20 protein-coding genes and 1 pseudogene are annotated in these 25,672 nt (G+C 49.2%); 7 read left to right on the top strand and 14 right to left on the bottom strand.

Annotated features, from left to right (window positions below; genetic code table 11):
- Positions 1 to 12 precede the first annotated feature (12 nt).
- The 4 genes from DP091_RS07065 to DP091_RS07050 all read right to left on the bottom strand — a co-directional run bounded on the left by DP091_RS07065 (position 13) and on the right by DP091_RS07050 (position 4,124).
- The gene (locus DP091_RS07065; protein ID WP_113057783.1) at positions 13 to 630 is read right to left on the bottom strand and encodes an alpha/beta hydrolase; all 618 of its coding nucleotides are present in this window, start codon (positions 628 to 630) and stop codon (positions 13 to 15) included.
- 694 nt (positions 631 to 1,324) lie between these two features.
- A complete protein-coding gene (locus DP091_RS07060) occupies positions 1,325 to 2,194 on the bottom strand; it encodes an SDR family NAD(P)-dependent oxidoreductase (protein ID WP_113057665.1) in 870 nt (289 codons plus the stop codon).
- Positions 2,195 to 2,239: 45 nt separating this feature from the next.
- Positions 2,240 to 3,190 (bottom strand): NADP-dependent oxidoreductase, encoded by a 951-nt coding sequence (locus DP091_RS07055; protein ID WP_113057664.1) that lies wholly within the window; start codon positions 3,188 to 3,190, stop codon positions 2,240 to 2,242.
- A 175-nt stretch (positions 3,191 to 3,365) separates the two neighbouring features.
- Positions 3,366 to 4,124: an SDR family oxidoreductase gene (locus tag DP091_RS07050; RefSeq protein WP_113057663.1), complete on the bottom strand. Its 759-nt coding sequence runs from the start codon at positions 4,122 to 4,124 to the stop codon at positions 3,366 to 3,368.
- A gap of 182 nt (positions 4,125 to 4,306) precedes the next feature.
- On the opposite strand from DP091_RS07050, the gene DP091_RS07045 reads away from it, so the two are divergent.
- A complete protein-coding gene (locus DP091_RS07045; RefSeq protein WP_113057662.1) occupies positions 4,307 to 4,945 on the top strand; it encodes a TetR/AcrR family transcriptional regulator in 639 nt (212 codons plus the stop codon).
- Between the two features lie 245 nt (positions 4,946 to 5,190).
- On the opposite strand, the gene ilvB is transcribed toward DP091_RS07045, so the two are convergent.
- The 6 genes from ilvB to DP091_RS07015 all read right to left on the bottom strand — a co-directional run bounded on the left by ilvB (position 5,191) and on the right by DP091_RS07015 (position 12,154).
- Complete coding sequence (gene ilvB, locus DP091_RS07040) at positions 5,191 to 6,921, bottom strand: biosynthetic-type acetolactate synthase large subunit (RefSeq protein ID WP_113057661.1); 1,731 nt, start codon at positions 6,919 to 6,921, stop codon at positions 5,191 to 5,193.
- 867 nt (positions 6,922 to 7,788) lie between these two features.
- On the bottom strand, positions 7,789 to 8,220 hold the full coding sequence (locus tag DP091_RS07035; RefSeq protein ID WP_113057660.1) for an MmyB family transcriptional regulator: 432 nt from the start codon (positions 8,218 to 8,220) through the stop codon (positions 7,789 to 7,791).
- 395 nt (positions 8,221 to 8,615) lie between these two features.
- Positions 8,616 to 9,800, bottom strand: coding sequence for an MFS transporter (locus tag DP091_RS07030; RefSeq protein WP_113057659.1), 1,185 nt, complete (start codon positions 9,798 to 9,800; stop codon positions 8,616 to 8,618).
- Between the two features lie 129 nt (positions 9,801 to 9,929).
- Positions 9,930 to 10,997: an LLM class flavin-dependent oxidoreductase gene (locus DP091_RS07025; RefSeq protein ID WP_113057658.1), complete on the bottom strand. Its 1,068-nt coding sequence runs from the start codon at positions 10,995 to 10,997 to the stop codon at positions 9,930 to 9,932.
- A gap of 151 nt (positions 10,998 to 11,148) precedes the next feature.
- Entirely contained in the window at positions 11,149 to 11,430 is a 282-nt protein-coding gene (locus tag DP091_RS07020; RefSeq protein WP_113057782.1) for an ArsR/SmtB family transcription factor, read from the bottom strand.
- A gap of 118 nt (positions 11,431 to 11,548) precedes the next feature.
- Entirely contained in the window at positions 11,549 to 12,154 is a 606-nt protein-coding gene (locus DP091_RS07015; RefSeq protein ID WP_113057657.1) for a TetR/AcrR family transcriptional regulator, read from the bottom strand.
- Between the two features lie 193 nt (positions 12,155 to 12,347).
- Between DP091_RS07015 and DP091_RS07010 the strand changes: the two genes are divergently transcribed.
- Positions 12,348 to 13,127, top strand: coding sequence for a nuclear transport factor 2 family protein (locus DP091_RS07010; RefSeq protein ID WP_113057656.1), 780 nt, complete (start codon positions 12,348 to 12,350; stop codon positions 13,125 to 13,127).
- A gap of 258 nt (positions 13,128 to 13,385) precedes the next feature.
- On the top strand, positions 13,386 to 14,567 hold the full coding sequence (locus DP091_RS07005) for a YhgE/Pip domain-containing protein (RefSeq protein ID WP_113057655.1): 1,182 nt from the start codon (positions 13,386 to 13,388) through the stop codon (positions 14,565 to 14,567).
- A 739-nt stretch (positions 14,568 to 15,306) separates the two neighbouring features.
- Here DP091_RS07005 and DP091_RS07000 read toward each other — a convergent pair.
- Positions 15,307 to 15,618: pseudogene (locus tag DP091_RS07000) on the bottom strand (single-stranded DNA-binding protein); the annotation flags it as partial.
- 43 nt (positions 15,619 to 15,661) lie between these two features.
- Positions 15,662 to 18,307 (bottom strand): adenosylcobalamin-dependent ribonucleoside-diphosphate reductase, encoded by a 2,646-nt coding sequence (locus DP091_RS06995; RefSeq protein ID WP_373456902.1) that lies wholly within the window; start codon positions 18,305 to 18,307, stop codon positions 15,662 to 15,664.
- Positions 18,308 to 18,728: 421 nt separating this feature from the next.
- Between DP091_RS06995 and DP091_RS06985 the strand changes: the two genes are divergently transcribed.
- From DP091_RS06985 to DP091_RS06975, 3 genes are all read left to right on the top strand, one after another.
- A complete protein-coding gene (locus DP091_RS06985; RefSeq protein WP_113057652.1) occupies positions 18,729 to 20,486 on the top strand; it encodes a DEAD/DEAH box helicase in 1,758 nt (585 codons plus the stop codon).
- Between the two features lies 1 nt (position 20,487).
- Positions 20,488 to 21,450, top strand: coding sequence for a YqhG family protein (locus DP091_RS06980; protein WP_113057651.1), 963 nt, complete (start codon positions 20,488 to 20,490; stop codon positions 21,448 to 21,450).
- Between the two features lie 144 nt (positions 21,451 to 21,594).
- Positions 21,595 to 22,728, top strand: coding sequence for a hypothetical protein (locus DP091_RS06975; RefSeq protein ID WP_258394424.1), 1,134 nt, complete (start codon positions 21,595 to 21,597; stop codon positions 22,726 to 22,728).
- Positions 22,729 to 22,956: 228 nt separating this feature from the next.
- On the opposite strand, the gene DP091_RS06970 is transcribed toward DP091_RS06975, so the two are convergent.
- On the bottom strand, positions 22,957 to 23,157 hold the full coding sequence (locus tag DP091_RS06970; RefSeq protein WP_071221747.1) for a YqzE family protein: 201 nt from the start codon (positions 23,155 to 23,157) through the stop codon (positions 22,957 to 22,959).
- A gap of 151 nt (positions 23,158 to 23,308) precedes the next feature.
- Here DP091_RS06970 and DP091_RS06965 point away from each other — a divergent pair, with 151 nt between their 5' ends.
- Positions 23,309 to 24,112 carry an N-acetylmuramoyl-L-alanine amidase gene (locus DP091_RS06965; protein ID WP_181469745.1) on the top strand — a complete coding sequence of 268 codons (804 nt, stop codon included), beginning with the start codon at positions 23,309 to 23,311 and terminating at the stop codon, positions 24,110 to 24,112.
- A gap of 296 nt (positions 24,113 to 24,408) precedes the next feature.
- Here the strand turns inward: DP091_RS06965 and DP091_RS06960 are convergent, their stop codons facing one another.
- A complete protein-coding gene (locus DP091_RS06960; protein ID WP_113057650.1) occupies positions 24,409 to 25,296 on the bottom strand; it encodes a divergent polysaccharide deacetylase family protein in 888 nt (295 codons plus the stop codon).
- Positions 25,297 to 25,672 lie beyond the last annotated feature (376 nt).

Raw genomic sequence — 25,672 nt, 5'->3', positions numbered from 1 at the left:
GGGATGCCCTTATTACTTATTTAGAAATTTCATATATATCCTTACAAGCTTACTTAATACCTCAATACTTTCCTCAACATTATGGGTCTCTAAACCATGATTTGCATTAGGAATTTCAATGACTTCTTTGACTTTGTTTATGTTAATTTGATTTGCAAGTTCCTTATTAAACACTTCATCCTTTGTTCCATAAACCACAAGTCCATTGAATTTGTTGATATAGTGAATGGTGTCTTTAATTGGTGTCAAAAATAAATGTTGGATTGAAATTTCGAGTTTTCCATGAACTTCTCCAGCAACGATTGTTCCTATGCTCTTACTAATAAAAACAACTTGTTTGTACTTGCCAATGATTCGTTGAACCGATTCGTGGCTATCTTCAATTACTCTTTGCAGTTCATTAACGTCCAAATCCGTTCTCGCAGCTTGATATCCGTATTCCAAGACCAGTAAGTCAAAACCACTTTGAAGTGCGGAGGTTCCAGCAAAATGCAGAATTGGTTTATCGCAAGGATAGTTTTTTCCGGGAAACAGAACAACCAACTTGCTGTTTTCCTCATAAAGCTGAATATATTTTTGCTTCATTTCAGTTTTCCAATACGAGGGCACCGTTAAAATCTCTAATTTCATATCTCCCATCCTTTGTTTCAAATGATTCCTCTTGTGAACCGTGGGTGTGAGCCTGCAGAGTAGCTACTTTGTTATAGAATCTCAGTGCCTTCTATATACGCCCATATTCTAATTTCTTCTGATGTGGGTGATTTACTTCCATGATACTCCCATCATATGCGCATTACTGAAGTTCGTAAATACTTGATCCATTGAGAATTATTTTTCTGAAGATGGAGTAGCTGGATCGAATAGAAATAGCTGTATCCGAGGGGAATTCTCATATTATCTACTACTTGTTCCAATCATTACTTATGAAGAATTCAACCTTATTAAACAGCAAAAACTGATCTGGATACGGCCCAATGTCTGTAAGGTAGCTCACTCTCTTTTTCTGATCAGCACGTTAATTGAGCTATGCTGTCCAATTGTTTAATGAGGTTGCCCGATCTATTCCGCGGCAACCTCGTGATGTTTTGATGAAACTAATGTTTCTCGTTAGAGCAAAAAATCACATTATTGTCATTACCATTCCCCACGGTACTAAAAGTTGCTTGTACCGGCAAGCTGCATTTGAATACGCATCAAGAGATGGCCCTGACGCCGTAATTTATCAACCGTAAATGATAATTCACTTAATTCGAATTGCTATAATCTCCCTTGGCAAGCAGGTTAACGGCCGTTCCAACCCACCGGTGCTTTGCGCTTATGGAACTCAGCTATTAACATGAACATTTCCTCCAAGAAATTCATGGCTATATATATCGGAGACTTTTTCCAGCACACGCTGCGCATGTTCTGTAAATTTCAAGTCCGCAATCCGATCTTTGAACAGAAACACGCCGGTCTCATTGCTGTTTTTGCCCAGAGCTCCCTCATATAACAGGTTGGCTCCATGTGTAGGCGGAGAGGAAAAAAACTTCATAAACAGTTCAAACCCTGCGGTCAGTCCGGAATCCTTTCCTTTCCTTAGCGTGTTGTTAATGCCGGGGTCAACGCTGCGAATCTTGATGCCTTCCTTTGCAAGCAGCGGTGCGACGGCTTGGGTCCACAACGAAAGAGCCAGCTTTGAAGTCGCATAGGGTCCATACATTTTGCGGAAGGTTTTGGGATGCTCCAATTTTTCGATCGTAAACTCCTTCGTAAATCTAAACACCTGCGACGAAGTGTTTATCACTGTTTTTAAGCTGCCGTTCTTCAACAGCTCCTTCAATTCCAACAGAATTATAAAAGGAACGACCGTCAACAATTCATAATGCAATTCGCGGCCTTGTTTCGAATAGCGCAGCTCACTTAAGCCTCCTCCGGCGTTGTTAAACAAAATATCGATCCGCTGTTCCTTGCTTTTTATTTCTTCCAAAGCGTGTCTCAAGCTGCCATAATCAGTGAGATCCTTCACTTTATAGGCGCGGAGACGTCCGTCCTTGAGATGATTTTGGAGGAATCTATCGTCCGCCGGAAAATCCGAACGGTTCAAAGTAATCACCTGCCAGTTCTCCGACAGCATTTTCCGGGTCAATGCCAACCCGATCCCGTTACTTGCGCCTGTAATCACTGCAATATGTTCTCGTTGATTCTTACTCAATGCATATCCTCCTTCATTTAGAATTTTATCGGTTATATGTGCTCATCAGTCGGAGTCGGGCAGGAGGATCAGTTTGCCGTGGGCACCCCCGCTCCGGCTGATTTCGACAGCTGAACGCCATTCGTCGAGTTCGAAAGTCTTCGCGACCGGAATAGTGAACTTGCCGTCCGCTGCGTACCCAGCAAAGTCGCCGACAACGTCATAACGTGCGGTATGCAGTTCTCCATAGCTTGTGCGAACGCCAAGTTCAGCGGCTGCGCCGAAATCGCTGACGGTTAGGACATGCTGGGGATGCCCGTTGACGATTTGGACCAGATCTTTCAATGAACCGCTGATTGGCGCGGTATCCAGGGCGAGATCAACCGGCTGCTTTGCCAGTTCGGTCACTCGTTCGACCATTCCATCACCGTACGAGGTCACCAACGCCCCCATTGAGCGGAGCTTGTCGGCGTAGGTGGGACCAGCGGTTGCGATCACGCGGGCACCGCGCATGAGGGCAATTTGAACGGCGGCGAACCCTACCGTGGTGCCGGCTCCGTGCACGAGTACGATCTGACCCGATTTCACCCCAAGAGTATCAATGCCTCGGTAAGCGGTTTCGACTGCCATTGGCAACGCTGCAGCTTGAACAAAGTCGAGTCCGGCCGGCATGCGGAACCAGTAGTACATAACAGCTCGGTCGGACGCACCAGCGCTCGATCCATTCATGAAATCTGCGGCACCCAGAACGGAATCGCCGATGGCAACATCGGTTACGCCCTCTCCGATTGCGTCTACAATACCTGCCACGTCCAACCCGATTCCGCGAGGCAAGGGCAGTTGACCGGCAAAGTGGCCTTGGCACGTCACCCAGTCAACCGGATTTAAGCCGCAAGCGCGTACTCTCACGCGAATGCGTCCCGGCCCTGGCTCTGGGATCGCCACCTCCTCCAAGCACAAGACATCAGTTGGTTCCCCGTATTCGTGGAACCGGATTGTCCGCATGGTATTCTCCATTGTGATGCCCCCTCTATTTTGCTCTGATAAAAATCATGTTCTCTGTAATTTCGAACGGTCTTCCAAGGAAAACAACGAAATCCTAAACTATAAGTTCACTAGAAGGCAGGGTGTCATGAGGTGAAGCTATGCCCCCTGCCCTCGCTTTAAGAGTCAGGTGTGCGAACGGAGGAGCTTAGATCTGGGAGCCGCCTCCATCGACAGGGAACTCAGCCCCGGTGGTATAGGTGGCCTCAAATGCTAGGAAGGCAACAGCCTTGGCTACCTCAACTGGATCGCCTAAACGCAGCATTGGGATCTGCTGTCTCATCTGTGCCTTTGTCTGCTCGGCAGCTTCTACCGGCATTGACTTTTCCATGATACCTGTGTCAATGACGCCGGGGCTGACTGCGTTGACGCGAATATTTCGAGGTAATAACTCGCGCGCCAGACCTCGAGTCATGGAGCGCAGCGCCGACTTACTAGCTGCGTAAGCACTGAGCATTGGGAGACCTACTACGTTCACGATTGAGGTCGTAAGGACTACCCCGCTACCTGAGCCTAGCAACGGAGCGAGTTTCTGCACGGTAAAGTACGGTCCTTTGGCATTGATTGTAAGTATCTCGTCGTATTTTTCTTCGGTCATTGCCTCGAAAGGGACAAACCCCGTGACACCAGCGTTAACGAACAGGGCATCTATTGTTCCAAATTCAGCCTTCACTCGATCGGCTAACGCAGCGATATCCTTCAATGAGGCGGCATCGCTTAAGACCGCGATTGCGTTGTTGCCGAGTTGTTCACGAGCCGCATCCAGCGTCGCCTGAGTACGTCCAGTAATCAGAACGCGTGCGCCTTCATCCGCTAGCAACTTCGCCGTCGCAAGGCCGATTCCGCTGCTACCTCCCGTGATCACGACCTTTTTGTCAGAGAATTTGCCTTTACTGAATGGTTCCATTTGAATCGTCCTCCCTTTGTATAATCCGTAATCGGATGATTAGGTACAGGACCGATTATATAGCAATGGATTTAATAAGTAAACTAATTTTGTTAATTTTGTTCATTTAATTAATTTAATACATGATAGGCAGCAAATTTGTTATAATATGTTCGAGAGGCATTAAAGGGAGGCACTTATCCGTGAGAAAAGCCGTGAGTGTAGAGACATATGTAGAAAAAATAAAACCCGTTATAAGAAAAACAAAATTCAGTCAACTGAAAGTCGACGATCTCGCAAAATATATGGATATCAGCAAAGTGACACTATATAAGCATTTTTCCTCCAAAGACGACATCATCGAACAAGTCGTTGATTATTACATTGATTATTCGAAGAAGGCTGACACCGTTGTCAAAGACGATTCCGTCTCTTTTTTGGATCGTTTTCAATTAACATTTTTACAATCTTTGATGTGTGCCGCGTATATCTCTGATTTGTTCTTGCAAGACCTGAAGGAATTTTATCCGCACCATTTTGAGAATCTGTCTGTTGCCCTACAAAATCGGAATAAAAGCTTACAAACTTTTTTTGAATCCGGTATGGAGCAACAGATTTTCAACAGATTGAATGCCGTGATGTTTATGGTTCAAGATGACGCTGTGCTGCGACGCTTTATCGAGCCGTCATTTTCGATTCAGTATGATATCACCTTGAAACAAGCGATAATGGATTTCTACTACATGAAGCAGTATCAATTGCTAAAACCTGAATATCTGAAGATCATAGACAATTCCAATATTGAAATGAAGATCGTTCATATTTTGCAAGGCATTTCATAAGTGAAACGAGTCCATATCCGATTCCGTTGTGGACTACATTACTGCAACGGAAACGGCAGCCGATCATCTTGCCGGCTGCCGTATGTTTCCGAACTATCATCCCCGTTAACTTAATGAGTTAGCACATAACTTCAACAGAATTTGTACTTCGTACTTTCGGAGCTGGACCGGCCAATCCCCACCGCGTTCCATGCCTGAGCACCCGTGGGAGCGGGGTCGGAAGCGTACGACTCTCTTCAGCGCAATTATTCGTCGTTCCCTAGAATCATTTGGTCCAGCGGCGTGCCGGCAAGCACCATTGGGTATACGTTCTCATTGGTCGGGATGACGAACTCGACGAGCACAGGTCCTGTCGTCTGCAGCGCCTCAAGCCAGACCTTGGAGGCTTCAGCCTTGTTCGTTGCTCTTAATCCCTTGATTCCGTATGCTTCCGCAAGCTTGACGAAGTCCGGACTGCCGGAAAGATCAATCTGGCTGTAGCGTCGTTCGTACATCAATTCCTGCTGCTGCTTAACCATGCCGAGCACCTGGTTGTTCAAGACCACGATCTTGACCGGAATCTGATGAATCGCGCAGATCGCCATCTCCTGCGCGCACATCTGCATGCCCCCGTCGCCGTTGATCGAGACGACGAGACGATCTGGATTTCCGACTTTAGCACCGATCGCAGCCGGGAAGCCAAAGCCCATCGTGCCAAGACCTCCCGACGTGATGAGTGAGCGAGGATGCTTAAAGCGGTAAAACTGCGCGGTCCACATTTGGTGCTGGCCTACATCGGTGGTGATGATCGCATCTCCTTGCGTCGTCTCGCTAATCATCTCGAGCACATATTGCGGTTTAATGACAGTATCCGAATCGGTATACCGAAGCGGATGCTGCACCTTATACTCTTGAAGCTGCTCGATCCAGGTATCTGTCTGAGCTGCTTGCACTTGCGTGTTCGCATAAACCAGCACGTTTTTAATATCGCCGATGCACGCGAGATCTGTCTTGACGTTCTTGCCGATTTCCGCAGGATCGATATCGATATGGGCGATACGTTTGGCCTGAGGCGCAAACCCGTCCAGTTTCATCGTAACCCGGTCATCGAAACGCGAGCCGATCGAAATAATGAGATCCGCATTCTGCACTGCCATGTTCGCCGCATATGCGCCATGATGTCCGAGCATGCCCAGCCACATCTCGTCATCGCTCGGAAACCCGCCGAGGCCGAGCAGAGTCGTCGCGACCGGAATCCGCGTAGTGTGGACGAATTTGATCAGCTCCTGGGAGGAGTTCGAATAGACAACGCCGCCGCCTGCGATAATAACCGGCTTGCGTGCTTCTGCAATCGCCTGAAGCAGCGCATCTATTTCTGACGGATTCGGCTCCGGGGCTCCATGGTATCCGCGCAACGGAACCGTGTCCGCTGGACAATATGCCATCCGCTGGTTGGTCACGTCTTTTGGAATATCGATCAAGACAGGACCTTTGCGGCCCGTATTTGCAATGTAGAACGCTTCATGAATGATGCGAGGAAGGTCGTGTACATCGCGAACCATGTAGCTGTGCTTCGTAATCGGCATCGTGATACTAATAATGTCCGCTTCCTGAAAAGCATCCGTGCCCATGACAGTCGTAGATACGTTCCCCGTTATGACCACCAGCGGCACCGAATCCATATAGGCGGTTGCGATGCCGGTCACCAGATTTGTTGCTCCTGGACCGGATGTCGCGATACATACCCCAACCTTCCCCGTCGACCTAGCATAGCCGTCCGCCGCGTGAATCGCACCTTGTTCGTGCCGGGTCAAGATATGCTTGAAGTCAGGCTGATGTACCATCGCGTCGTAAATGTAGAGCACATTTCCTCCCGGATAGCCGAATACGCACTCTACGCCCTCCTGCAGCAAGCCGCGTAAGAGTACCTCCGAACCGGTGATATATTCCTCTGATGACGTCATTGTTTCATTTGTTATTCCTAATTGCTGTTCCATTGGGCAGCCTCCTTAGTTTAAAATAAAATCCCCTCTCCTCCTAAGCAAGCTGACAGCAGTCAGCTCATACAGGGACGAAAGGGGATTTTTTCGCGGTACCACCCAAGTTTGCTGCTACCCTCGCGAATGCAGCCTCATGAGGTAAGGCCGATGCCTTACCTGCGGCGCGTTAACGAGCACCATTTCGGTTAAGCCTACTTTCGGGCATGGCATGAGACCAGCCGCTTTCGGTTAACAGCTCCGAGACGACACCATACAAGGGGTTAAGGCAAAGGTTTCAGCGTTTCCTCTGCTCTCTGGGCATAAGCGCCATTGTCGGCTTTCTCTTCATCGCCTGCTGGTATGAAATAAATAACCCCTTCCATCCCAAGGCTCATAGCAGCTGCTAGAAGCCTTGGGACGAAAGGGGAATCGCGGTACCACCCAAGTTTACTGCAACCTCGCAATTGCAGTCTCATGAGGTAAAGCGATGCTTTACCTGCAGCATGTTAACGGATGCCAGGCCGGTTGATCCTACTTGCGGGCTTGAAATAACGCCTTCAACGTTCAGTCAACAGCTCCGAGACGACACTATACATGCGTTACGACGGAGGTTTCAGCAATCCCTCTGCTCTCTGGACATAAACGCTATTGCATAGCCTTCTCTTCTTCGCTATATTTGGATTTTTCTGATAATAGCACAGACTCGTTTTTTTTTCAAACCGAATGATTTATCTCACCTCAAAGCGAGGCAACAGCAACTAGATCAAGTTATCCTGCCCATAAGCAGTGCGAGGTCGCCGATCGATCCACTGTAACCTCGTCGTGTTGTATTTATTGAGTTCTTGTACCCGTTAAGTTTAACCCATTTCTGATTGCCTTCCTTTACTAAACTCTTGGAGAAGATTCAAGCTGCTCTGAATGCTGGCTCTGATAATCAATTAACAGTTGCTGCATCTTATCCACCGTGCCGTCTGGATGAGGAACATGAATGGAAACGGTCAAATTAGAATCGTTCAAGTAATGAAACGAAACAAGATCAAAATTCAAGATCCCGAGATTCGGACAATGCAGCGTCTTAGGAGCATCCATAGCATCGAGAACCTCGTGGGAATCCCAAAATTCCCGTAACTCCCTGCTAGCCTGTGAAAGCGCCTCGAAATGCTCGGACCACCAAGGATCGTCGACATGACGAGCATACCCCGCATGGAAATTGACAACGATTCGCCGAGCATGCAGTTCCCATTGCTCTCCCTTTGCATAGCGGAAACGGGGAGAAGTAAACGTCATCCAGACCAAATTCCGCTCCCTATCCGACATAACCGCGAGATTCCCATTTAATGCGCAGTAGGCCATTCCAGGCAATGATGTTCATGCGCGCATCCATGACATTCGCAGGGGAAAGGTTCTGGCTATCCAAAAAACGTTTACGGCAAGGTCTGTAGATGATTGAACAAGCGTCGTCCTTTATGTCAATGGAATCAAGTTCTTATCCTCAGGTTGGGATAAAACTTGATTCCTTAAATCCCTCTTCCAATTCTGCAGAACGCACCATCACAGCCTTGGTCCAGGCGCTTTACCACTATTTGTGGTACGGTTCAACTTAACGCACCCGGCCCAGAAGCTATAATCAAGCAAACATGCACAGCAGGCCACCGAAGAAATCGGTGACCTGATCTGATATTATTTGTTCAACTTATATAGAAGCCTGGTTTTCAAACTTCCGCATTCCCGGTTACGCCCGCAGCTGCAGATCGGCGACGCATGGATAATGAAATAATAGCCGGGATGAGTCCAATGGCAACGAAAGCTCCACCAAGCAAACCAACGGATGCTAGCGAGATGCTTTCTACAACGATGCCTCCGATTACAGCCCCTACAGCCATGCCCAACTGCACAATAGAATTATTCAAACTCAGTATAATCCCCGAAGCCTGAGGAGCCATGCCGATTATATAAACTTGTTGAACCGGCCCCGTCGACCAGGCGAAAAAGGACCATAACATAAGCAAAGGCAACACGATCATGGACGAATGGGAGAACACCGTCAGTAACAATAATATTCCCGAGTGAAAGAGCAAGCCTCCAATCATCGTACGGGGGATACCCCATTTATCTACACCGTAACCGCCAACTTGGGACCCTACGAGACTGGCCAGCCCAAACGCAAACAACCCGATGTTTACCATCCCTTCGCTCATCCCCGTAATGTCCAGAAGAAACGGCGTTATATAGGTGTACAGCATCGTGTAGCCCAATATCCAGAAAAAACTGATGGAAAGCGCGACAGTGATTCGGGGGCTTTTTAATAAGGCAAGCTGTTCCCGAATAGGAACGGGAGCCTCTCCTTCCGATCTCGGAATCGCCAGCAAAAGGACCAACATCGCGATCAAGCTCAGGGCTCCGACTCCCGTGAAGATGATTTTCCAATCATGTGAGCCCGCAATGATTCTCCCAAGCGGAACCCCTAGAATAAGTGCGAGATTAAAGCCCACTAGAACCGTGGCGATTGCGCTGCCCTGTTTTCCTGGATGAGATAGCTTAGCGGCAACCGTCAGGGCGACGACCATAAATACCCCCGTGCTGATCGCCAAGATAATTCTTGCTCCAAGCAGCATGCCGTAGCCTGTAGTTGTGACCGTGATCAAGTTCCCTACGAAAAATAATCCCAAAGCCGACAGCATAAGCTTTCTTCGATCCATTTTTGCCGTGAGCGCAATTAGGATCGGGGTGCCGATGGCATAAGCAAGCGAGTAGACCGTAATCAACTGCCCGGCCGCCGCTACCGACACTCCAATATCACTTGCAAGCATATCCAATATGCCGGTAATCACGAATTCCGAAGTTCCGACTAAAAAGCTGACAATGGCTAAAATATAAATTTTCCATGAATTTCTCATCTATTTCTCCTCTTTTCATTTCAACAGATCTAAATCTATAGAATTCATATTTAAAAAAATGCTCAATTCGCCGACTTCACTTCTCGGCCCAATCAAGCCTCCTCGTTCCAAGCGTTTTCGTGGTCTGCTTTAAGCGTTATGGCCAGATGTCTGACGTGCCAGCTCCTTACGGACAATCGGCGCTACTTTGGTCCCTAGAAGCTCAATCGTCTGCAGCAAATCGCGATGCGGCAACGAACTGAAATCGTTGTACATCATGAAGCGAGTCAAGCCAAGATTCTTATGCAGCAGCACGATTTTTTCTGCGACGTATTCGGGATCACCGACGTATAGAGCGCCATGAAGGTTGCGGGCTGAATCGTACGAGTCGCGTGTATAGGTAGACCAGCCTCGTTCCCGTCCAATGTGGTTCATTTGGCCAGCCATGACAGGGTAATACTGCTTAGCTGCCTCTTGTGCCGTATTCGAAATAAAGCCATGCGAATGTGTAGCAATTTGCAGCTTATTCGGATCGTGACCAGCTTTCACGGCGGCTTCTTTATAAAGCTCCACTAAGGGTGCGAATCTTTGCGGCTCCCCTCCCAGGATTGAGAAGGCAATAGGAAGTCCCAGCAAGCCGGCCCGAACAGCTGATTCCGGATTGCCGCCCGTACCGATCCAGACAGGCAAAGGCTCCTGCTGTGCACGAGGATAGACGCCCATGTTGTCAATCGCCGGGCGATGACCGCCACGCCAGGTCACCTTTTCGGAAGCGCGAATCTTCAACAGCAGTTCCAGTTTCTCTTCATACAATTCCTCGTAATCTTTCAGGTCATAGCCGAATAGCGGGAACGATTCTATGAACGACCCCCGTCCGGCCATGATCTCCGCTCGCCCGTTCGACAGACCGTCCAACGTTGCAAAGTCCTGATATATCCGCACCGGATCGTCCGAAGATAGCACCGTCACTGCGCTCGAAAGCCGGATCCGCTTCGTTGCAGCTGCAGCTGCGGCCAGAATGACAGCTGGCGAGGAGCTTGTGTATTCGATGCGATGATGCTCGCCGATGGCATAGACGTCAAGGCCGACCTGATCTGCCAATTGGATTTCTTCGATCGCCTGGCGCAGCCTCTGGGCATGCGAGACACCGCCATTTCCGGGATTTGCATGAAGGAAGGTGCTCATTCCAATCTCCATCGTATTCGTTTGACCGCTCATAGTTATTCTCTCCTTCTTAATATGGAATAGGGGGATTAGTAAAAAACTGTTGAATAATCATTCCAAATCGACTCGTTCGCTAAAATCCATTTAAGTATAAGTCCCAATCAATTCTATAGTTCTAAACTTATAGAATTGATATCCGAAAAAATTACGCCAACAAAAAGGGCGCAAATTTTTCCGCTATTTCTCGATTGACGTTATAGTGAATAAACGATCCATTCTTGCGAGAATCAATCAAGCCAGAGTCCGTCAATTGCTTTAAATGATGCGATAGCGTTGAGCCTGCAACCGATTCAAGCCTTTCACCGACGGCGGTGAAGCATAAATTGCTTTCTTTCGCGAGCAGTAAAGCGATTTTCAACCGGGTTGGTTCCCCCAAAGCTTTATACACTTTAACCGCTTGCCCGATATCTTCTTGATTTTCTCCCACTGTTTCCACCTCCCCGCGCATCTTCTGCAGTTCTATAACTATCGAAATAAATATTAACACCATGTCGTTCAAATGTAAAGGGCAGAGCTGAGCCCTGCTCCTTCTACCCTCGCTAATTTTATTCCTCGACGGAGATGCCGGCTGCTCTTAAATGCCCGTAGGCAACGATTCTACTAAACTGAGATGAAACTTCATCTGCAGGAAGAGGTTTATCGTTTTTAATCCACCAAATTACAATCCCCATGAATGACGATCCGAGGTATTCGATCAGCAATTCCTTGGATATCGCTAATGGGGAGTTTCCCTGAGCAGGTTTCCACCCCTCAATTAATTTATCTTTAATGATATTTTCCATTTTCGCTTGAAACGCATAGATTCTATTCTCATCTATTAACATGGAATGATAAAAGGTCAAATTTAGAGAAATATGCTCCAGTACAGTTTGCATGACTGTCTCGAGTAGAGAAATACTGAAAGGATTCATGCTGATCGGACAAAGAACGACCGCATCCTTTAATTCGCTCAACAATTCATTCATACATGTATCTAGTAAATCAGGCTTGTTTTGATAGTGGAGATAAAATGTGTTTCGATTGATCATAGCCCGATCGGCAATATCCTGGATCGTTATGGATTCATATCCCTTTTCCTGAATAAGCTCATAAAACGCCTTTCGAATCGATTGTTTCGTGCGCAGTATTCTTAGGTCGGTTTTCTTGTTCATTGTTTTCGTTCCCCCTACATTTATTTAGATCGTTAAGCGACAAAGTTTTATGAGTTGTCTGTTATCCATCTAAACTAAAAATATTGAATATTGAGCGTTATATTAGCCTCTATTATAATGAGCAATAGATAAATAAACAACGTATTGTTCATTATTTATCTAGTGACTAAATAACTCTAAGGAAAATTTTCCAATGACATTCAACCATCAACATGAGCTCGTTCGCAAGGCAGTCGCCATACTGGAAAGTTTTGAGAGCGGCAATCCCGAAGCGATTACGGCTTACGTTCATCCAGATCAATATATTCAGCATAACCAGGCCTTACTCGATGGTCGTGAAACCATGCTTGGTGCTCTAGATCATTTAAAGGAAATTGGTACAAAGGTAAGCATTAAGCGGGCTTTAGTTGACGGAAATTATGTGGCACTTCATTCTGTATATCATTTTCACGGCCCTAAAATCGTATTTGATATCTTCCGTTTTGAGAATGGACTAATCGTTGAGCACTGGGATAATTTGCAAGGGATGGTGGAGAAGACACCAAGCAATCATACAATGATTGACGGACCGGTTACGATTAAGGATATCGACAAAACGGATGCCAACAAGGCATTTGTCAGAAGCTATGTTGAGAACATCTTGCTCGGAAAGAACCCTGACCTGCTTGCCTCTTACTTTGATGGAGATCACTACATTCAGCATAGTCCGCATATTGCAGACGGCCTTTCTGGTCTTCACGCTGCATTGCAGGCACTGAAGGAGAAAAATGTTGAGTTTCAATATACTTATGTCCATCAAGTTATCGGTCAAGGCGATTTTGTTCTTACAATGAGTGAAGGTCTGTTTGATGGTCAGCATACCGCTTTCTACGATTTGTTCCGCGTAGAGGATGAAAAGATCGCTGAGCATTGGGACGTAATCGAGGCCATCTTGCCGGCAGAAAAACGAAAAAATTCGAACAGTAGATTTTGAAGTTTGTGTAGCTGAATCGCAAGAAAGACATCGCCGAAATTTAAGTGCGGTGATGTCTTTCGATTTTACGAATATACTTGAGTGATCATTTTTTTAATGAAATGGATACAGAAGCGTTGCTGCAGCAACGCTATTTTTGTTCATTGCCATGAAGTGACCGTGTGATGCAGCCATATTATATGGTGGTCCTTTCACAATGAACATTGCCGTTAATAATCAACCATATGTTCATTATAAAGAGACAAGGAGTAGTGGATCATGAAAATGCTGACACAAAAAATGATGTGGCTGGGAATGGTGGTCGTCCTGATCGTATTGACCGTATTCGGGGTAGCGATGATGGGATCGATGCTTGGATCGAAGCCAAAGGAGGTCCCGGTGGCCCTCGTTATCCTTGACCAGCCGGCGGAGCTGCCGACTGGAGGAACGTTTGGAGTAGGGGAAATGATCCGGGAAAAGTTGCTGTCGAGCCCGGCAATGCCGTTCGTCTGGCATGTCGTGAATTCAGAGGAAAAGGCTCGGGAAGGACTGGATAAACGCGAATATTACGGAGCGATGGTGATTCCGGCGGATCTGAGCAGCGGTTTACTCTCGTTAGCAACTCACTCGCCGATTCACCCTAATGTGAGAATCATCTCCAACGAGGGTATGAACACCCAAGCCTCGATGGTTGTAGGACAGGCAATGGGACAAGCGATGAAAATGATCAACGGGGAACTGTTGCAGCAGCTGCTTGGGCAGATTGGACAGCAAACGGAACAAATTCCGGTTGAGACGGCTAAAGCTTTAATGACGCCGGTGAACGTTCAGGAGGAAGTCGTGCATCCACCGGGAGTGAATAATGCGGCGGGGAATGCGCCGGGTTTGTTGACCCAGATTATATGGATCGGCAGTCTGGTGACCGGGATAGTTTTGTTCCTAGCTAGCCAGAAGGCGGTTGCCGCGGGTTCAAGGAGATGGACAGTCAGCGCGCTGCAAGCTATCGGGGGGCTTGCGATCGTCGGCATAGCCTCGTGCTTCACCATATGGATGGCTTCGTCGTGGTACGGTATGGAACTGGCGAACGCGGGAGAGACGTGGTTGTTCTTATGGTTGGCTGGATCGGCGTTCTTCTTGTTGCAATCTTCCTTGCTGAATTGGATCGGATTCCGGGCAATACCGCTTCTCGTACTGCTGATGTTTTTCTCCATGCCGCTGCTGAACATGGCTCCGGAGTTCTTGTCGCAGACGACGCGAGATTGGATCTATTCGTGGACGCCACTGCGGTTCGCGGCAGGAGGACTACGGGAAGTAATGTACTTCGGCGGACTGGACGCAGCTCACTCAAACGCCTTGATTTTGTGGGGCGTCGCCGGTGGATTTTTGGTCTTGCTGCTCACTTCCGAATTTAGGGCCGGTCGAGCGACAGATGCCGCTCCTACTTCTGTTACAGGCGATTAAAGTAAAGTAACAACAACCAACGTTGCGTTGTCGGTATTTGGTTGGATCGTGTGGTTAATATCTTCTACGTTAAAGAGCCTCTCGGTTTGATGGCCCGCAGGCTCTTTAGTATTGTCATAGTCATATTATTTTGGATTATCTTCTATAAGTAAGTTCCTCGTTAAATTATTATTTCCTAAAGTAAATAGCAATAAAAGTTAGCTTCTTTTGTCTTTGGGCGGATACCCTACCTTGAAGAGACATGTGCTTTTTAGATAGTAACCGCCATTCATACAAATCTTGTTCTCTGTATGCGATTCAATGATGCCTGTTTCCTGGAGTGAGCCTCTTCATATATATACTTCTATTGGTAAAGCAAAGTAAATAGCGTTGTCGAAGTCTACTGGATTAATAAGTATATCATCCTGTTTTAACATCTTATATAAGCCCCCTCATCGAATATGCCCGGATTTCGGTGGTCGAAACATAAAGTCCTAGTGAATTAAATTGTTCTTCTGTTTAAATAAATTCTTCATCTCTAGTGACTCATCTGCCGCTAAATAATAATCTAATTCCATAAAAGTACAGATTATCTTTCCAATATCATACATTTTTATAACTGATTTATTAACATATTAATGCAATGATGGTCAATAGATTCATAACAGTTTCGTTGTTAAGTTGTTAAAATGAAGCAATAAAAAAGGATTTCCCAAATGAATGGGAAATCCTTATAAACCAGCTGGTTAATTTTTGCATACTAGAAAGGCAAACCATCATCCGAAATATCAATTGGTGTTCCTTCATCGGAAAAAGGATCTCGGTTATTACTTCCTGAATTAATAACGCTACTACTACCGCTTCCACCATAACGCCCTTCCGGGGGACCTATTTTCCTAATTACGAACTTGAATTCTTCCCTCAACAGCAGTTAAGCGACCTTTTCTTAAATAATTAGCGCAGGTTTCAGCGAGTTGTCCCCATGTTACAACTGGAATGAAGTCAGCTTCTCGTTCTCCTGCATTATTTGAAAAAGGACGGTCAACTCGAGCGTAAACTGAGTTACCGCTACAACAACACACACACACCAAATCGGTATCAGACAGAACGGCTCCTTACGAACACTTGCTATACCCGCAGTTCCCGCAAGTCTTACATCCCTCGATGTTAATCAGAGACGCCCCGCCGCAGGATGGGCACAGATCCAGCGACATGGAGCTGCCGCCTGCGTGCGAGCCATGTCCGCCATATCCCGCAGCTACGGTCTCACTCCCGACATCTGCATCAGCAGGCGCCATCGTGGCTGCAACCGGTGCCGGATCATGGTCATGATCCGTCCCAGCGTTGTTCGCTACATGCGTCTCAAGCGCCTTAGCCACGGCGTCGGCGATGGATTCCACGCGGTTCGCGCCGAAGCCGATCGCGCCGGTGCCGCCGATGCCCTTGAGGTGCTTGATCAGCAGCTCCACCTTATTACCGTGGTCCCCGTAACGAAGGAACAAGGAGCAGACGCGGCCCAAGGCTTCCGCCATTGCGAACACATCCGAACCGGCTTTGCCGACGTTCAGGAAGATTTCGCTTGGGATACCGTCCAGATCGTTGATGGTAATGTACGCCATGCCGAACGGCGTGTTCATTTTATAGGTTGCGCCGCGCAGCACTTGCGGACGCTTCTTGTATTGTTTATCCAGCCCGCTCTTGCTCGCTGAGGCTGTCTCTGCCACGCTTGCAGCCGCCGGCTCCACGTTCGTCGCATCCTCTGCGGCTTGACCTACTGCGCTTTGCTCAAGCGCTGTTTCCGCAGTAGAAGCTGTGGTCGCTTCGGCTGCCTTATCTTCTTTTTTCTCCGTCTGCAGCACCTGCACGTCGCGGCTGCCGTCGCGGTAGATCGTTACGCCCTTGCATCCCAGATCGAATGCCAGCTCATACAGTCGTTTTGTATCTTCAACCGTAAAGTCCGACGGACAGTTGGCCGTCTTCGAGATCGAGCTGTCCACCCAGCGCTGAATGGCCGCCTGCACCCGGATGTGATCCTCGGCGGAGAGACTCATCGCCGTGACGTAATAATCCGGAAGCTCTTCGCCCGGATGGCTGTCCAGCCAATCCTGAGCAATCGGCACAAACTGCTCGTCGAAGCCGAGTCGGCTCTGACGGAAGTATTTGAAAGCGAAGTACGGCTCGATGCCTGTCGACGTTCCAACCATCGTGCCGGTGCTGCCCGTTGGCGCTTGGGTAATGACGGTAACGTTCCGTGCACCTTTTTCACGCACCGCTTCGGCAACTTCCGGATACACCTCGGCCATATTTTTCATGAAGCCGCTTTGCAGGTACAGTTCGGCATCGAATGCCTGGAACGATCCCTTCTCTTCGGCAATATCGGCAGAAGCGAGGTACGCTTCGCGGGCGATAAAGCCATACAGCTTATCCAGGAACTCCAGCGATTCCGGGCTGCCGTAACGGATGTTCAGCTTGATCATCAGCTCCGCCAGACCCATCGTTCCGAGACCCACGCGGCGCTCTTTTTTCTGGTTCAATTCGTTTTCTTCGAAATGGTACGGCGTCCGGTCAATGACATTATCCAGGAAACGCACGGAGTACCGTGTCGTTGTAGCCAGCTCATCCCAGGCAACGTCATGGTTCGCTTCATCATAGAACTTCGACAGATTCATCGCGGACAGGTTGCATACGCCCCAGCCCGGAAGTCCCTGCTCGCCGCAAGGGTTCGTACAGATAATCGGGTTGAAATACCAGCTGTTGGACATCTGGTTGTAGTATTCCATGAATACGACGCCCGGCTCTGCGGATTTCCATGCGGATTCGATAATCGTGTGCCAGACCTCGCGTGCTTTTACTGTTTTATATGGAATGATACGGTGTCCGGCTTTCTTCCATTTATCCAGATCGCCGTCCCACAGCTCATCATAGTCAGGATCCGTAGTATCCGGGAATACCAGCTCCCAGTCCAGATCTTCCTTCACGGCCTTCATGAAATCATTGCTGACGCATACCGACAGGTTCGCATTCGTAACTTGTCCCATCGTCTGCTTCACGGTAATGAAATCCTCCACGTCCGGGTGCCAATCATTAATCATCAGCATGAGCGCGCCCCGGCGGCTTCCGCCCTGCTCGATCAATCCCGTCGTATAACTGAACAATCCGCCCCACGATACCGCACCGCTGGAGGAACCGTTCACGCCTCTTACGATCGCGCGACGAGGACGCAGGGAAGATAAGTTAATGCCGACTCCGCCGCCGCGTGCCATGATCTCGGTCATCTCGCTCAGGGTTTCCATGATGCCGCCCCGGCTGTCCTTCGGTGAAGGAATCACGTAGCAGTTGAACAGCGTCAATTCATCGCTTGCACCTGCTCCGGCCGCAATCCGTCCGCCCGGCACCAGCTTCCAATCATCCAGAATCTCGCGGAACTTCCCGCGCCACTCTTCCTGCAATTCCGGCGTTGCCTCAACCGATGACATGGCAGCCGCGAGTCGATCCCACATTTCTTCCGGCGTTTTCTCGATGGTTAACGTCAGCTTCTCCACATCCGATTCCACAAGTTCGCCCTTCCGTGTCTTCACTGTGACCTTGCGGCCTTCGCGCTTCACGATTTCGCCAACTTCCTTCGTCGGAAATTTAGGATCATCCTTCGTCAGAACGAGCACCACATCACCTACCTTAGCGTTGTTGGTGTCCGCATCCTTCCAGGCATACCGGTCCAAAAAGATCTTCTCGCTTAAACCTTCCAGCCGCTGATTCTGCATCGTACTCAAGAGCAACTACCTCCTATATTAAGATATAAAATTAAAAAGTTCCGCAGTCATGCGCTCACCAACAACATAACCTGTTATGTAGCCGATCAAACATTCAAAACCACTATATACACCATATATAGTGCTACCAGTTCATTATACTACACTATATATAGGTTAACTATGCCGATAATGTGAAAATTAAGCTAACAGATCCAAGCTCCCGCTCGCAAGCTTCCTCTTTCTTCCTCTCGCTCTCTTTTTCGCCCTTCCCTATGAAAAAAAGGATGAAAATATCCAATTCCAGCAGCCGTGCGCCCTTTGGGTTATTCCACGCCTTCCGAATCCGTGCAAGGTTATGAAGACTTCTTTTTTCGTCCATACTACATATACACCGCTGGCCCGGAATCTTTCACAACAGGAGGAGATCGACATGAACCATCAGCCATCTGCCGACTCAGGCATGACTTTCGACCCGCGTCTTCCCGTTCCATTGCAGATCGACCGTTCCTGGTTTGACGATCTCGCCGGTCGACTGGACAAGGGCGGACCTTGGGGTGACTATCGTCTGGCCCAGCTTGCCGTGGAGGGCGAGAAATCGCGTCTCGTTACAAGCTTTGAAGAATTGCAATGCCTCAAGCACCTAGGCGGCTTATCCCCGCTCCCCCATCAGACCGATACCGCCAGACGCGTATTGTTCGAGATGTCGGGCCGAGCCATTCTCGCCGATGAGGTGGGGCTTGGTAAGACGATTGAAGCCGGCCTTATTTTAAAAGAATACATCGTGCGCGGCCTGGTATCCAAAGTGTTGATTCTCGTTCCCGCTTCCCTTGTGCTGCAATGGGTTCGCGAGCTGAACTCCAAGTTCGGCATTCCCGCGATTGCGCAGAAAAAAGCGTACTCCTGGGGCAATGATATCGTTGTTGCCTCCATGGACACGGCGAAGCGCGATCCGCATCAGGAGATTCTGCTGAACGAGGAGTACGATATGCTCATCATCGATGAGGCGCACAAGCTGAAGAACAAGAAAACATCCAATTATCAGTTCATTCAAAAGCTGCGCAAAAAATACTGCCTCTTGCTGACGGCCACGCCGGTGCAGAACGATCTCAGCGAGCTCTTCAACCTGATCACCCTGCTGAAGCCGGGCCAGCTTGGAGGCCAAGGGCAGTTTGCCGCTAATTTTGTTGTCGATAAACGAAGACCCAAGAACCAGGAGCAGCTCAAGGATGAGCTGTCCAAGGTCATGATCCGTAACCGCCGCGGCGAAGGCGAAGTGAAATTCACCAAGCGATCCGTCCGCAATGTAGGGCTCAGCCTCTCGCCCGAAGAACAGTCATTATACGACGGCGTCACGTCCTTCGTCAAAGATCAGTATCAGGCAGCAGGGGGAAATTTAAGCAGTATGCTGTCCCTTGTTACGCTCCAGCGTGAAGTGTGCAGCAGCCGCGATGCCGTGTTCGTGACTCTTGTTAATCTGTCCAAGAAGCTGCCCGAGGACTCTCCGCTGCGCGATAAAATCTGGGAGCTCGTCTATCTCATCAAGGCCATCAAGGCCAACACCAAGGCGGAAAAAACCATCGAGCTGATCCAGCAAATGAACGAGAAGGTCATCGTATTCACGGAATATCGCGCCACCCAGGAATACCTGCTCAATTATTTCCGCGATCATGGGCTCATCTCCGTACCGTACCGGGGCGGAATGAACCGCGGCAAGAAGGACTGGATGATGGATCTATTTCGCGGCAAGGCGCAGGTCATGATTGCGACGGAAGCCGGCGGCGAAGGCATCAATCTGCAATTTTGCCACCATATGATCAACTTTGATCTGCCCTGGAATCCCATGCGGGTCGAGCAGCGGATCGGACGCGTGCATCGTCTCGGCCAGACCAATGACGTGAAGATCTACAACCTGTCCACGTCAGGAACCATTGAAGAGCACATTCTGAACCTGCTGCACGAGAAGATCAACATGTTCGAGATGGTCATCGGAGGTCTGGATGTCATTCTTGAGCGGTTCGAGAAGAAGGAATCCCTCGAGAAAAGCCTGTACAAAATCATGCTGGAGTCCGGCAATGATGATGAAATCCGCCAGCGCATCAGCACATTGGGCGACTCGATTCACCATATCAAGCAGGATATCGAGCAGGGAAGCACCGTCGAAGATAATCTAAGAGAGGAAGAAGCCTAATATGACCATGACGCCGCAGGAGGTGCAGCAGCACTTCATGGCCTATTTGGAAGCCACCGAATGCACCGTCATTGAAAAATCGCCTGAGCATGTCACCGTGAAACTGTCGCCGCAAGCCGACAAAATGCTCACCAACCGCCCGTATTACTGGGGCTTCGTGGAACGTACCGGCGCTCCCGCCGAAACGTTGTCGTTCAATTTCGTGTTTGATCCGGAAAAATACGACGAACGGCTTGCAAAAACCAAGGAAGCCGAAGCCAAATCGCAGCTTGCCTCGCCAACGCAGGATCCGCTCCTTGCCCGCTTTTACGGGAATGCCCCGGTTCTGCCCATCCTCGGTCCCGGCCGCATTCAGCGGGAGAACATCGGCTACGGCAGCAGCCGGCTGGCCCAAATCTGGAATGCTTCCCGGGAGGAAGGCAAATGCGTCTATCTGTTTCAGCAGCGCGATACCGAGCCGCGTCCAAGAGCCCGTTCCACGCCGTATGAGCAGTGGCTTGGCGTCTGCTTCAAGGTGGAGTTCAGCTGTGATCTGAAGCGGGAGGAATTGTTTTTTCTCGGCATCTCGCTATCCAGCCGTGCGATCGCCCAAGACTTCCCGGCGATCCTGGATGGACGCGAGCTGACGCCCCGCTTGCCCGAGAGCGTTCACGTCCGACCGGCGGCTCTTACGCTCGAACAGGCCGTAGCTGCGCTAGAGAACCATCTCATCGACAAGATAAGCAAGCTGGACTACGACTGGGCCACCAAAGCAAGAGAACGTCTTGAAGAAGAACTGCTGGTAATCGACAGTTATTATGAGGAGCTGCTCAAGGAGCAGGACGAAGAGAAAAAGGCGCTCATCGAGGAGCAATATAAGAACCGCCGGTCCGAAATGCAATGGCAGTACGAGCCGAAAGTGAGCTTGTCCGTCATAACCTGCGGTCTATTTCATCTGTGTTCGCCTGTGAGTGCGTCATCATGACGCCCCTCTACAAAAGCAGGCAAAAAAAGAACCATTCTCCCTTCTCCTACCGCGACAGCTTGCAACAGCCTTTGCAGAGCTTGTCCGATATGATGATTCCAACACATCCACGGCGTGTAGGGCCAAGGAAAGGCGGTTAATGATTTGAAGCGTTGGCACATGAAACCTCATAACCATGACGGCAAGGATTGCAGGAATTTCATACCCCAATCGCCCGATAACAAGCAGAACAGACGATATCGAATGTTGTCTGTTTCCATCATCGTAACGACTATCCTGTTCAGCACGGTCCAGCCGCATGCAAGCTTGGCTGCCGCAGGCCAGGCCGACGTTTCCAATTCTGCGAACACCCTTAGTCTGACTGGCACTCCGTATACAGCGGATCATCACATATCAGGCGTTTCAGGTGTTAGCCAGAACAAAGCTGCGGCTCGGGTTCCCGGGAGTTTGATGGACTTTGCTGAGGAGACTGTCGCTCAATTATCGGCCCACGCGCCATTTACGACCTGGGACGAAGCAACACTCGAGTTCACCCCGCTCGGTCCGGGCACGCACGGCTGGTTAGTCACGATTTCCGATGAAGGGCTGCCGCAAGGATACATGATTATCAGTGCAGGAGTAGACGGTGGATATATCCTGATTGAATACGGGATCGGCTCGACCCTTCCCTACAGCCAAGGGCCGCTGAAAGAGCGGCTCGCTGCGGAAGGCCTTGTGAAGGCCGGAGGGTCATTGCCTCAAGGCAGCATCGTCCGCAAGCTGTATGACGTGTCCCCCGTCTGGCAGATCCAGCTGCCCGGCAAGAAGCCGGTTTATTTTAACGCACTCAGTAGTGAAGCTCTACCGGACGAGCCCCAGCAGACGCATTCAACGACGAAGCTGGTTTCCGCATCTCTGCCTGTAGCAGCCAAAGGACTAGTGACTTCATCCAGATCCAATCATTGGTTTGCCGGAACGCCCTCCATCGCAACCGGCGACTCCATGGATCCTTACGATAATCTGCTGTGGCTGACCACTGACAATTTAACTGCCCGGAGCAGCGCCGATCTGCGAAATTTACTTAAGGAGCACTCCACCCTGATATTTAAGTCCGCAATAGGCAATGCCGCCTACGGCGCGCCTTTTAACTTAACAGGCTGGCATCGATGGTCCTCGGAGAATCAGGAGAACCCGGCTGCGCTTTATGTTTCGGTTCCCTTGCGGAATACAGACACCCTCCGTTTCCTGCCGGCATCCCGGTTAATCGGACAAGGGCATTTTTATGCCCAGCCGGAATAATACGGGTTTTCAACAACAGCTCTTTTCTATGCCATATGCCATGACTGACAAAAGGACGCTGCCCCTCAACGGGCAGCGTCCTTTATTTAAAGGGGGTTATAAGTGTGCGATCAGCACGCACAAGGGGCGATAGCCATCAAGTAACCGTGCTCACTTCGAGCCTGCCATCGTGCAGACAGAGGGCAGGCCACACGATGTGAAAAATGCGATTTCATGATTCAACATGCATCAGCTGTTACTTCGTCCCTTTTTTTTGCGCTTGGTGGTTACATCCTCTTTCCATAGCGACATGGAGAACGGAATCATGCCGAACCACCTTGTGGTCCAGGATTCCTTCACCTTCGCCTGACGCCGAACGTCCTTTGGCGTATCTATAAAATGAACCACGCGCTCGGTAATATACTTAATCAATTCGTCTCCGCTAGCCATATGAATCAACTCCTTTTGGTTTATCCACATCCCAGTATCAGTTTGCTCCATTTCAATCAATCCTAGACCTTTGCACGTGAACAGCATGATTTTTCCGCCATATGCACATTCTAATGAAGCCGAAATTTTTACGTGAAAGAAGGGAACCATCATGATTAAGACAGCCGTTGTATGGATGCTTCTCTTTACACTGGCACTCCCGGGTTCTGTTATGGAAGCATATCCAGTGAAGGAGCAAGCCATGACGCGTCCAGCGCATGCCGTTCATAAAAGTCCAATATCGACAACCCGGCTTCTGACCGAAACGCCCGAATCCACCCACTCTTCAGGTCAGGAAATCGACCAGTCCGAACTAAGGCAGCTGCACCCTTTTGCCCATGATGTCATACTGATCGATGTGGGTCATGGCGGAATCGACGGAGGAACGTCGTATGGTGAAATTCTGGAAAAAGATATTAATCTGGCCATTTCACGGAGACTGTTCATGCTGCTTCGCAAGGAAGGCTATCATGCCGTCCTTAACCGCGATGCCGATTACGCGCTCAGCGATGACAATCGTTGGCATCGAAGCTCCTCAAGACATCGCCGCGATCTGTCGCAGCGCAAGCAGCTCAGCAGCGAGATCCCGACCAAGCTGGTAGTCAGCATTCATGTGAATTGGGGGAAGAACCCGTCCAAGCGCGGAGGCATCGTGCTGCATCAATCCGAGGGACGCAGCACCCTGCTTGCGGACACCATCCAAGAGCAGCTGAATCTGGTTTACCTCAGCAACAATCACATCATGGTAGGTAAACCATATTATCTGCTGAATCAAACCCAAGTACCAGCCGTCATTGTCGAAACCGGCTTTCTCAGCAATATGGAGGACCGGAAATTATTAACCGGCCGCAACGGTCAAATGCAGATCGCCGAAGCCATTGCCGACGGGATTATCAGTTATTTAACGGCCCTGTAATTTGGGGCTTTTTTTGCATATATAGGGTTATCGGCCATATCTATTAAGACGCCTAGCACCGATTTCCGCAGCCGATGAATTAATGCAGCCTCCACATAGGTAGAGCCTTCCATACAGGGAGCGGAATCGCCGGGTCCTTGTCTGGAAGGCTATATATTTTATGGCTATTCAAGATATGGGCTGACTTTTTTCGGACAAGCTTTTTATCGTCAATTGCGAACCGTATGCCGTAGCCGATTCCTGTCCTACTGCTGACACCTATACGCAGGGAGTGCATTCGGTTATGCTGACCAACGCTAATTCGCAGGCAGCGGATTCGGCCGCCAGCTTGATCGTTCCCTAACCAGATCGCTGATACCCACAAACTCCACCTTGGCTTGCAGTTTCGGAATGGTTCCTTTCAGCGCTTCTGCCGTTCGGATTCCATATTTGCCGACATGGCCAATTGCAATGCAGGATGTTCTCTCTTCCGCATGCTGTACCGCGGTCAGGAGCTGTTTGCTCACGTGCTGAACGGTATGAACATCATCCAGGAATATATCGTTGGCGATGGACGGCATCCCCTTCTCCGCTGCCAGTTTGCCAATCACGCTATGGTAGTTTGTCTTACTGTCAATAAAGAACAACCCTCTCTCCCTGCATACATCAAGCACAATCGACATGACCCGCTCATCCCCGGTAACCTTGGAGCCCATATGATTATTAATTCCAACGGCATAAGGAACCGAATCGATTGCCTCCTCCATCCGTTCACGAATCTCCTCATCGGTTAGTGAACTTAGAATGGCACCCGGTCCGAGCCAGGAGGATCGTCCTTGCTTCGGCTCCATGGGCATATGGATGATGACGTCATGCCCTTGCCGATGCGCAGCTTCGGCGTCCTTCACGCTTGTCGGCAAAAAAGGCATCACTGCCACCGTGATCTTAATAGGAAGACTCAGCATTTCCTGAGTCCCTTTCTGATCATTGCCAAAATCATCAATGATGACGGCCAGCTTATTAACTTTCGCTTCCTGACCAGGCCTGCCGCGTCCGGATTCTTCATGCATTTCTTTTGTTTCCTGATTGGGAGGATCAGCAGTAGGGGTAGAGGCCACCCCTTCGCCATATCCGATCTGTGCTCCGTACACGATCATCCATATCGTACATAGCAAGATAACCAACTTTTTGAATGCCTTCCGCATGGTTACTCCCCTTCCATTCATGTTCATGCTAATCACACCTAACCGTATTGTTTGAGAAAAGGTATGTAAATATGTAAGAGTGATTGTATTCCGCACAGCACAGGCACAGAAACTTCTTGCCCGCCACCGTTGAATCGTCGGCTTTTTTACTCGCAGCTGCTTTCCGCAGCTCCGCGGTAATTTTGACCTTGTCGGCGTTGGCTGTCAACTGCACCGCATTATTTTTGGAAAAAGTCTTTCAGCCCGTCCCATCTAAAATCTCAACACAAAAAAGAAGCTCGTAAACTGCTAAAAAGCAAGTTTAGGAGCTTCTTTATAAGGATGCGGTCGAGAGGACTCGAACCTCCACGGGGGTTAGCCCACACGGACCTGAACC

This window comes from Paenibacillus sp. MDMC362 (genome assembly GCF_003269305.1).
Classification (GTDB): Bacteria; Bacillota; Bacilli; order Paenibacillales; family Paenibacillaceae; genus Paenibacillus_AQ.
This window is presented reverse-complemented; position numbering and strand designations above follow the sequence as displayed.

Bases quoted from the DNA above. Each gene is read 5' to 3' on its own strand.
- DP091_RS07050 (WP_113057663.1), bottom strand. From the start codon at position 4,124: ATGGAACCATTCAGTAAAGGCAAATTCTCTGACAAAAAGGTCGTGATC.
- DP091_RS06985 (WP_113057652.1), top strand. From the start codon at position 18,729: ATGAACCATCAGCCATCTGCCGACTCAGGCATGACTTTCGACCCGCGT.
- DP091_RS07005 (WP_113057655.1), top strand. From the start codon at position 13,386: ATGAAAATGCTGACACAAAAAATGATGTGGCTGGGAATGGTGGTCGTC.
- DP091_RS06995 (WP_373456902.1), bottom strand. From the start codon at position 18,307: ATGCAGAATCAGCGGCTGGAAGGTTTAAGCGAGAAGATCTTTTTGGAC.
- DP091_RS07015 (WP_113057657.1), bottom strand. From the start codon at position 12,154: ATGAACAAGAAAACCGACCTAAGAATACTGCGCACGAAACAATCGATT.
- DP091_RS07035 (WP_113057660.1), bottom strand. From the start codon at position 8,220: ATGTCGGATAGGGAGCGGAATTTGGTCTGGATGACGTTTACTTCTCCC.
- ilvB (WP_113057661.1), bottom strand. From the start codon at position 6,921: ATGGAACAGCAATTAGGAATAACAAATGAAACAATGACGTCATCAGAG.
- DP091_RS06970 (WP_071221747.1), bottom strand. From the start codon at position 23,157: ATGGCTAGCGGAGACGAATTGATTAAGTATATTACCGAGCGCGTGGTT.
- DP091_RS07025 (WP_113057658.1), bottom strand. From the start codon at position 10,997: ATGAGCGGTCAAACGAATACGATGGAGATTGGAATGAGCACCTTCCTT.
- DP091_RS07030 (WP_113057659.1), bottom strand. From the start codon at position 9,800: ATGAGAAATTCATGGAAAATTTATATTTTAGCCATTGTCAGCTTTTTA.
- DP091_RS07010 (WP_113057656.1), top strand. From the start codon at position 12,348: ATGACATTCAACCATCAACATGAGCTCGTTCGCAAGGCAGTCGCCATA.
- DP091_RS07065 (WP_113057783.1), bottom strand. From the start codon at position 630: ATGAAATTAGAGATTTTAACGGTGCCCTCGTATTGGAAAACTGAAATG.
- DP091_RS06980 (WP_113057651.1), top strand. From the start codon at position 20,488: ATGACCATGACGCCGCAGGAGGTGCAGCAGCACTTCATGGCCTATTTG.
- DP091_RS07055 (WP_113057664.1), bottom strand. From the start codon at position 3,190: ATGGAGAATACCATGCGGACAATCCGGTTCCACGAATACGGGGAACCA.
- DP091_RS06965 (WP_181469745.1), top strand. From the start codon at position 23,309: ATGATTAAGACAGCCGTTGTATGGATGCTTCTCTTTACACTGGCACTC.
- DP091_RS06960 (WP_113057650.1), bottom strand. From the start codon at position 25,296: ATGCGGAAGGCATTCAAAAAGTTGGTTATCTTGCTATGTACGATATGG.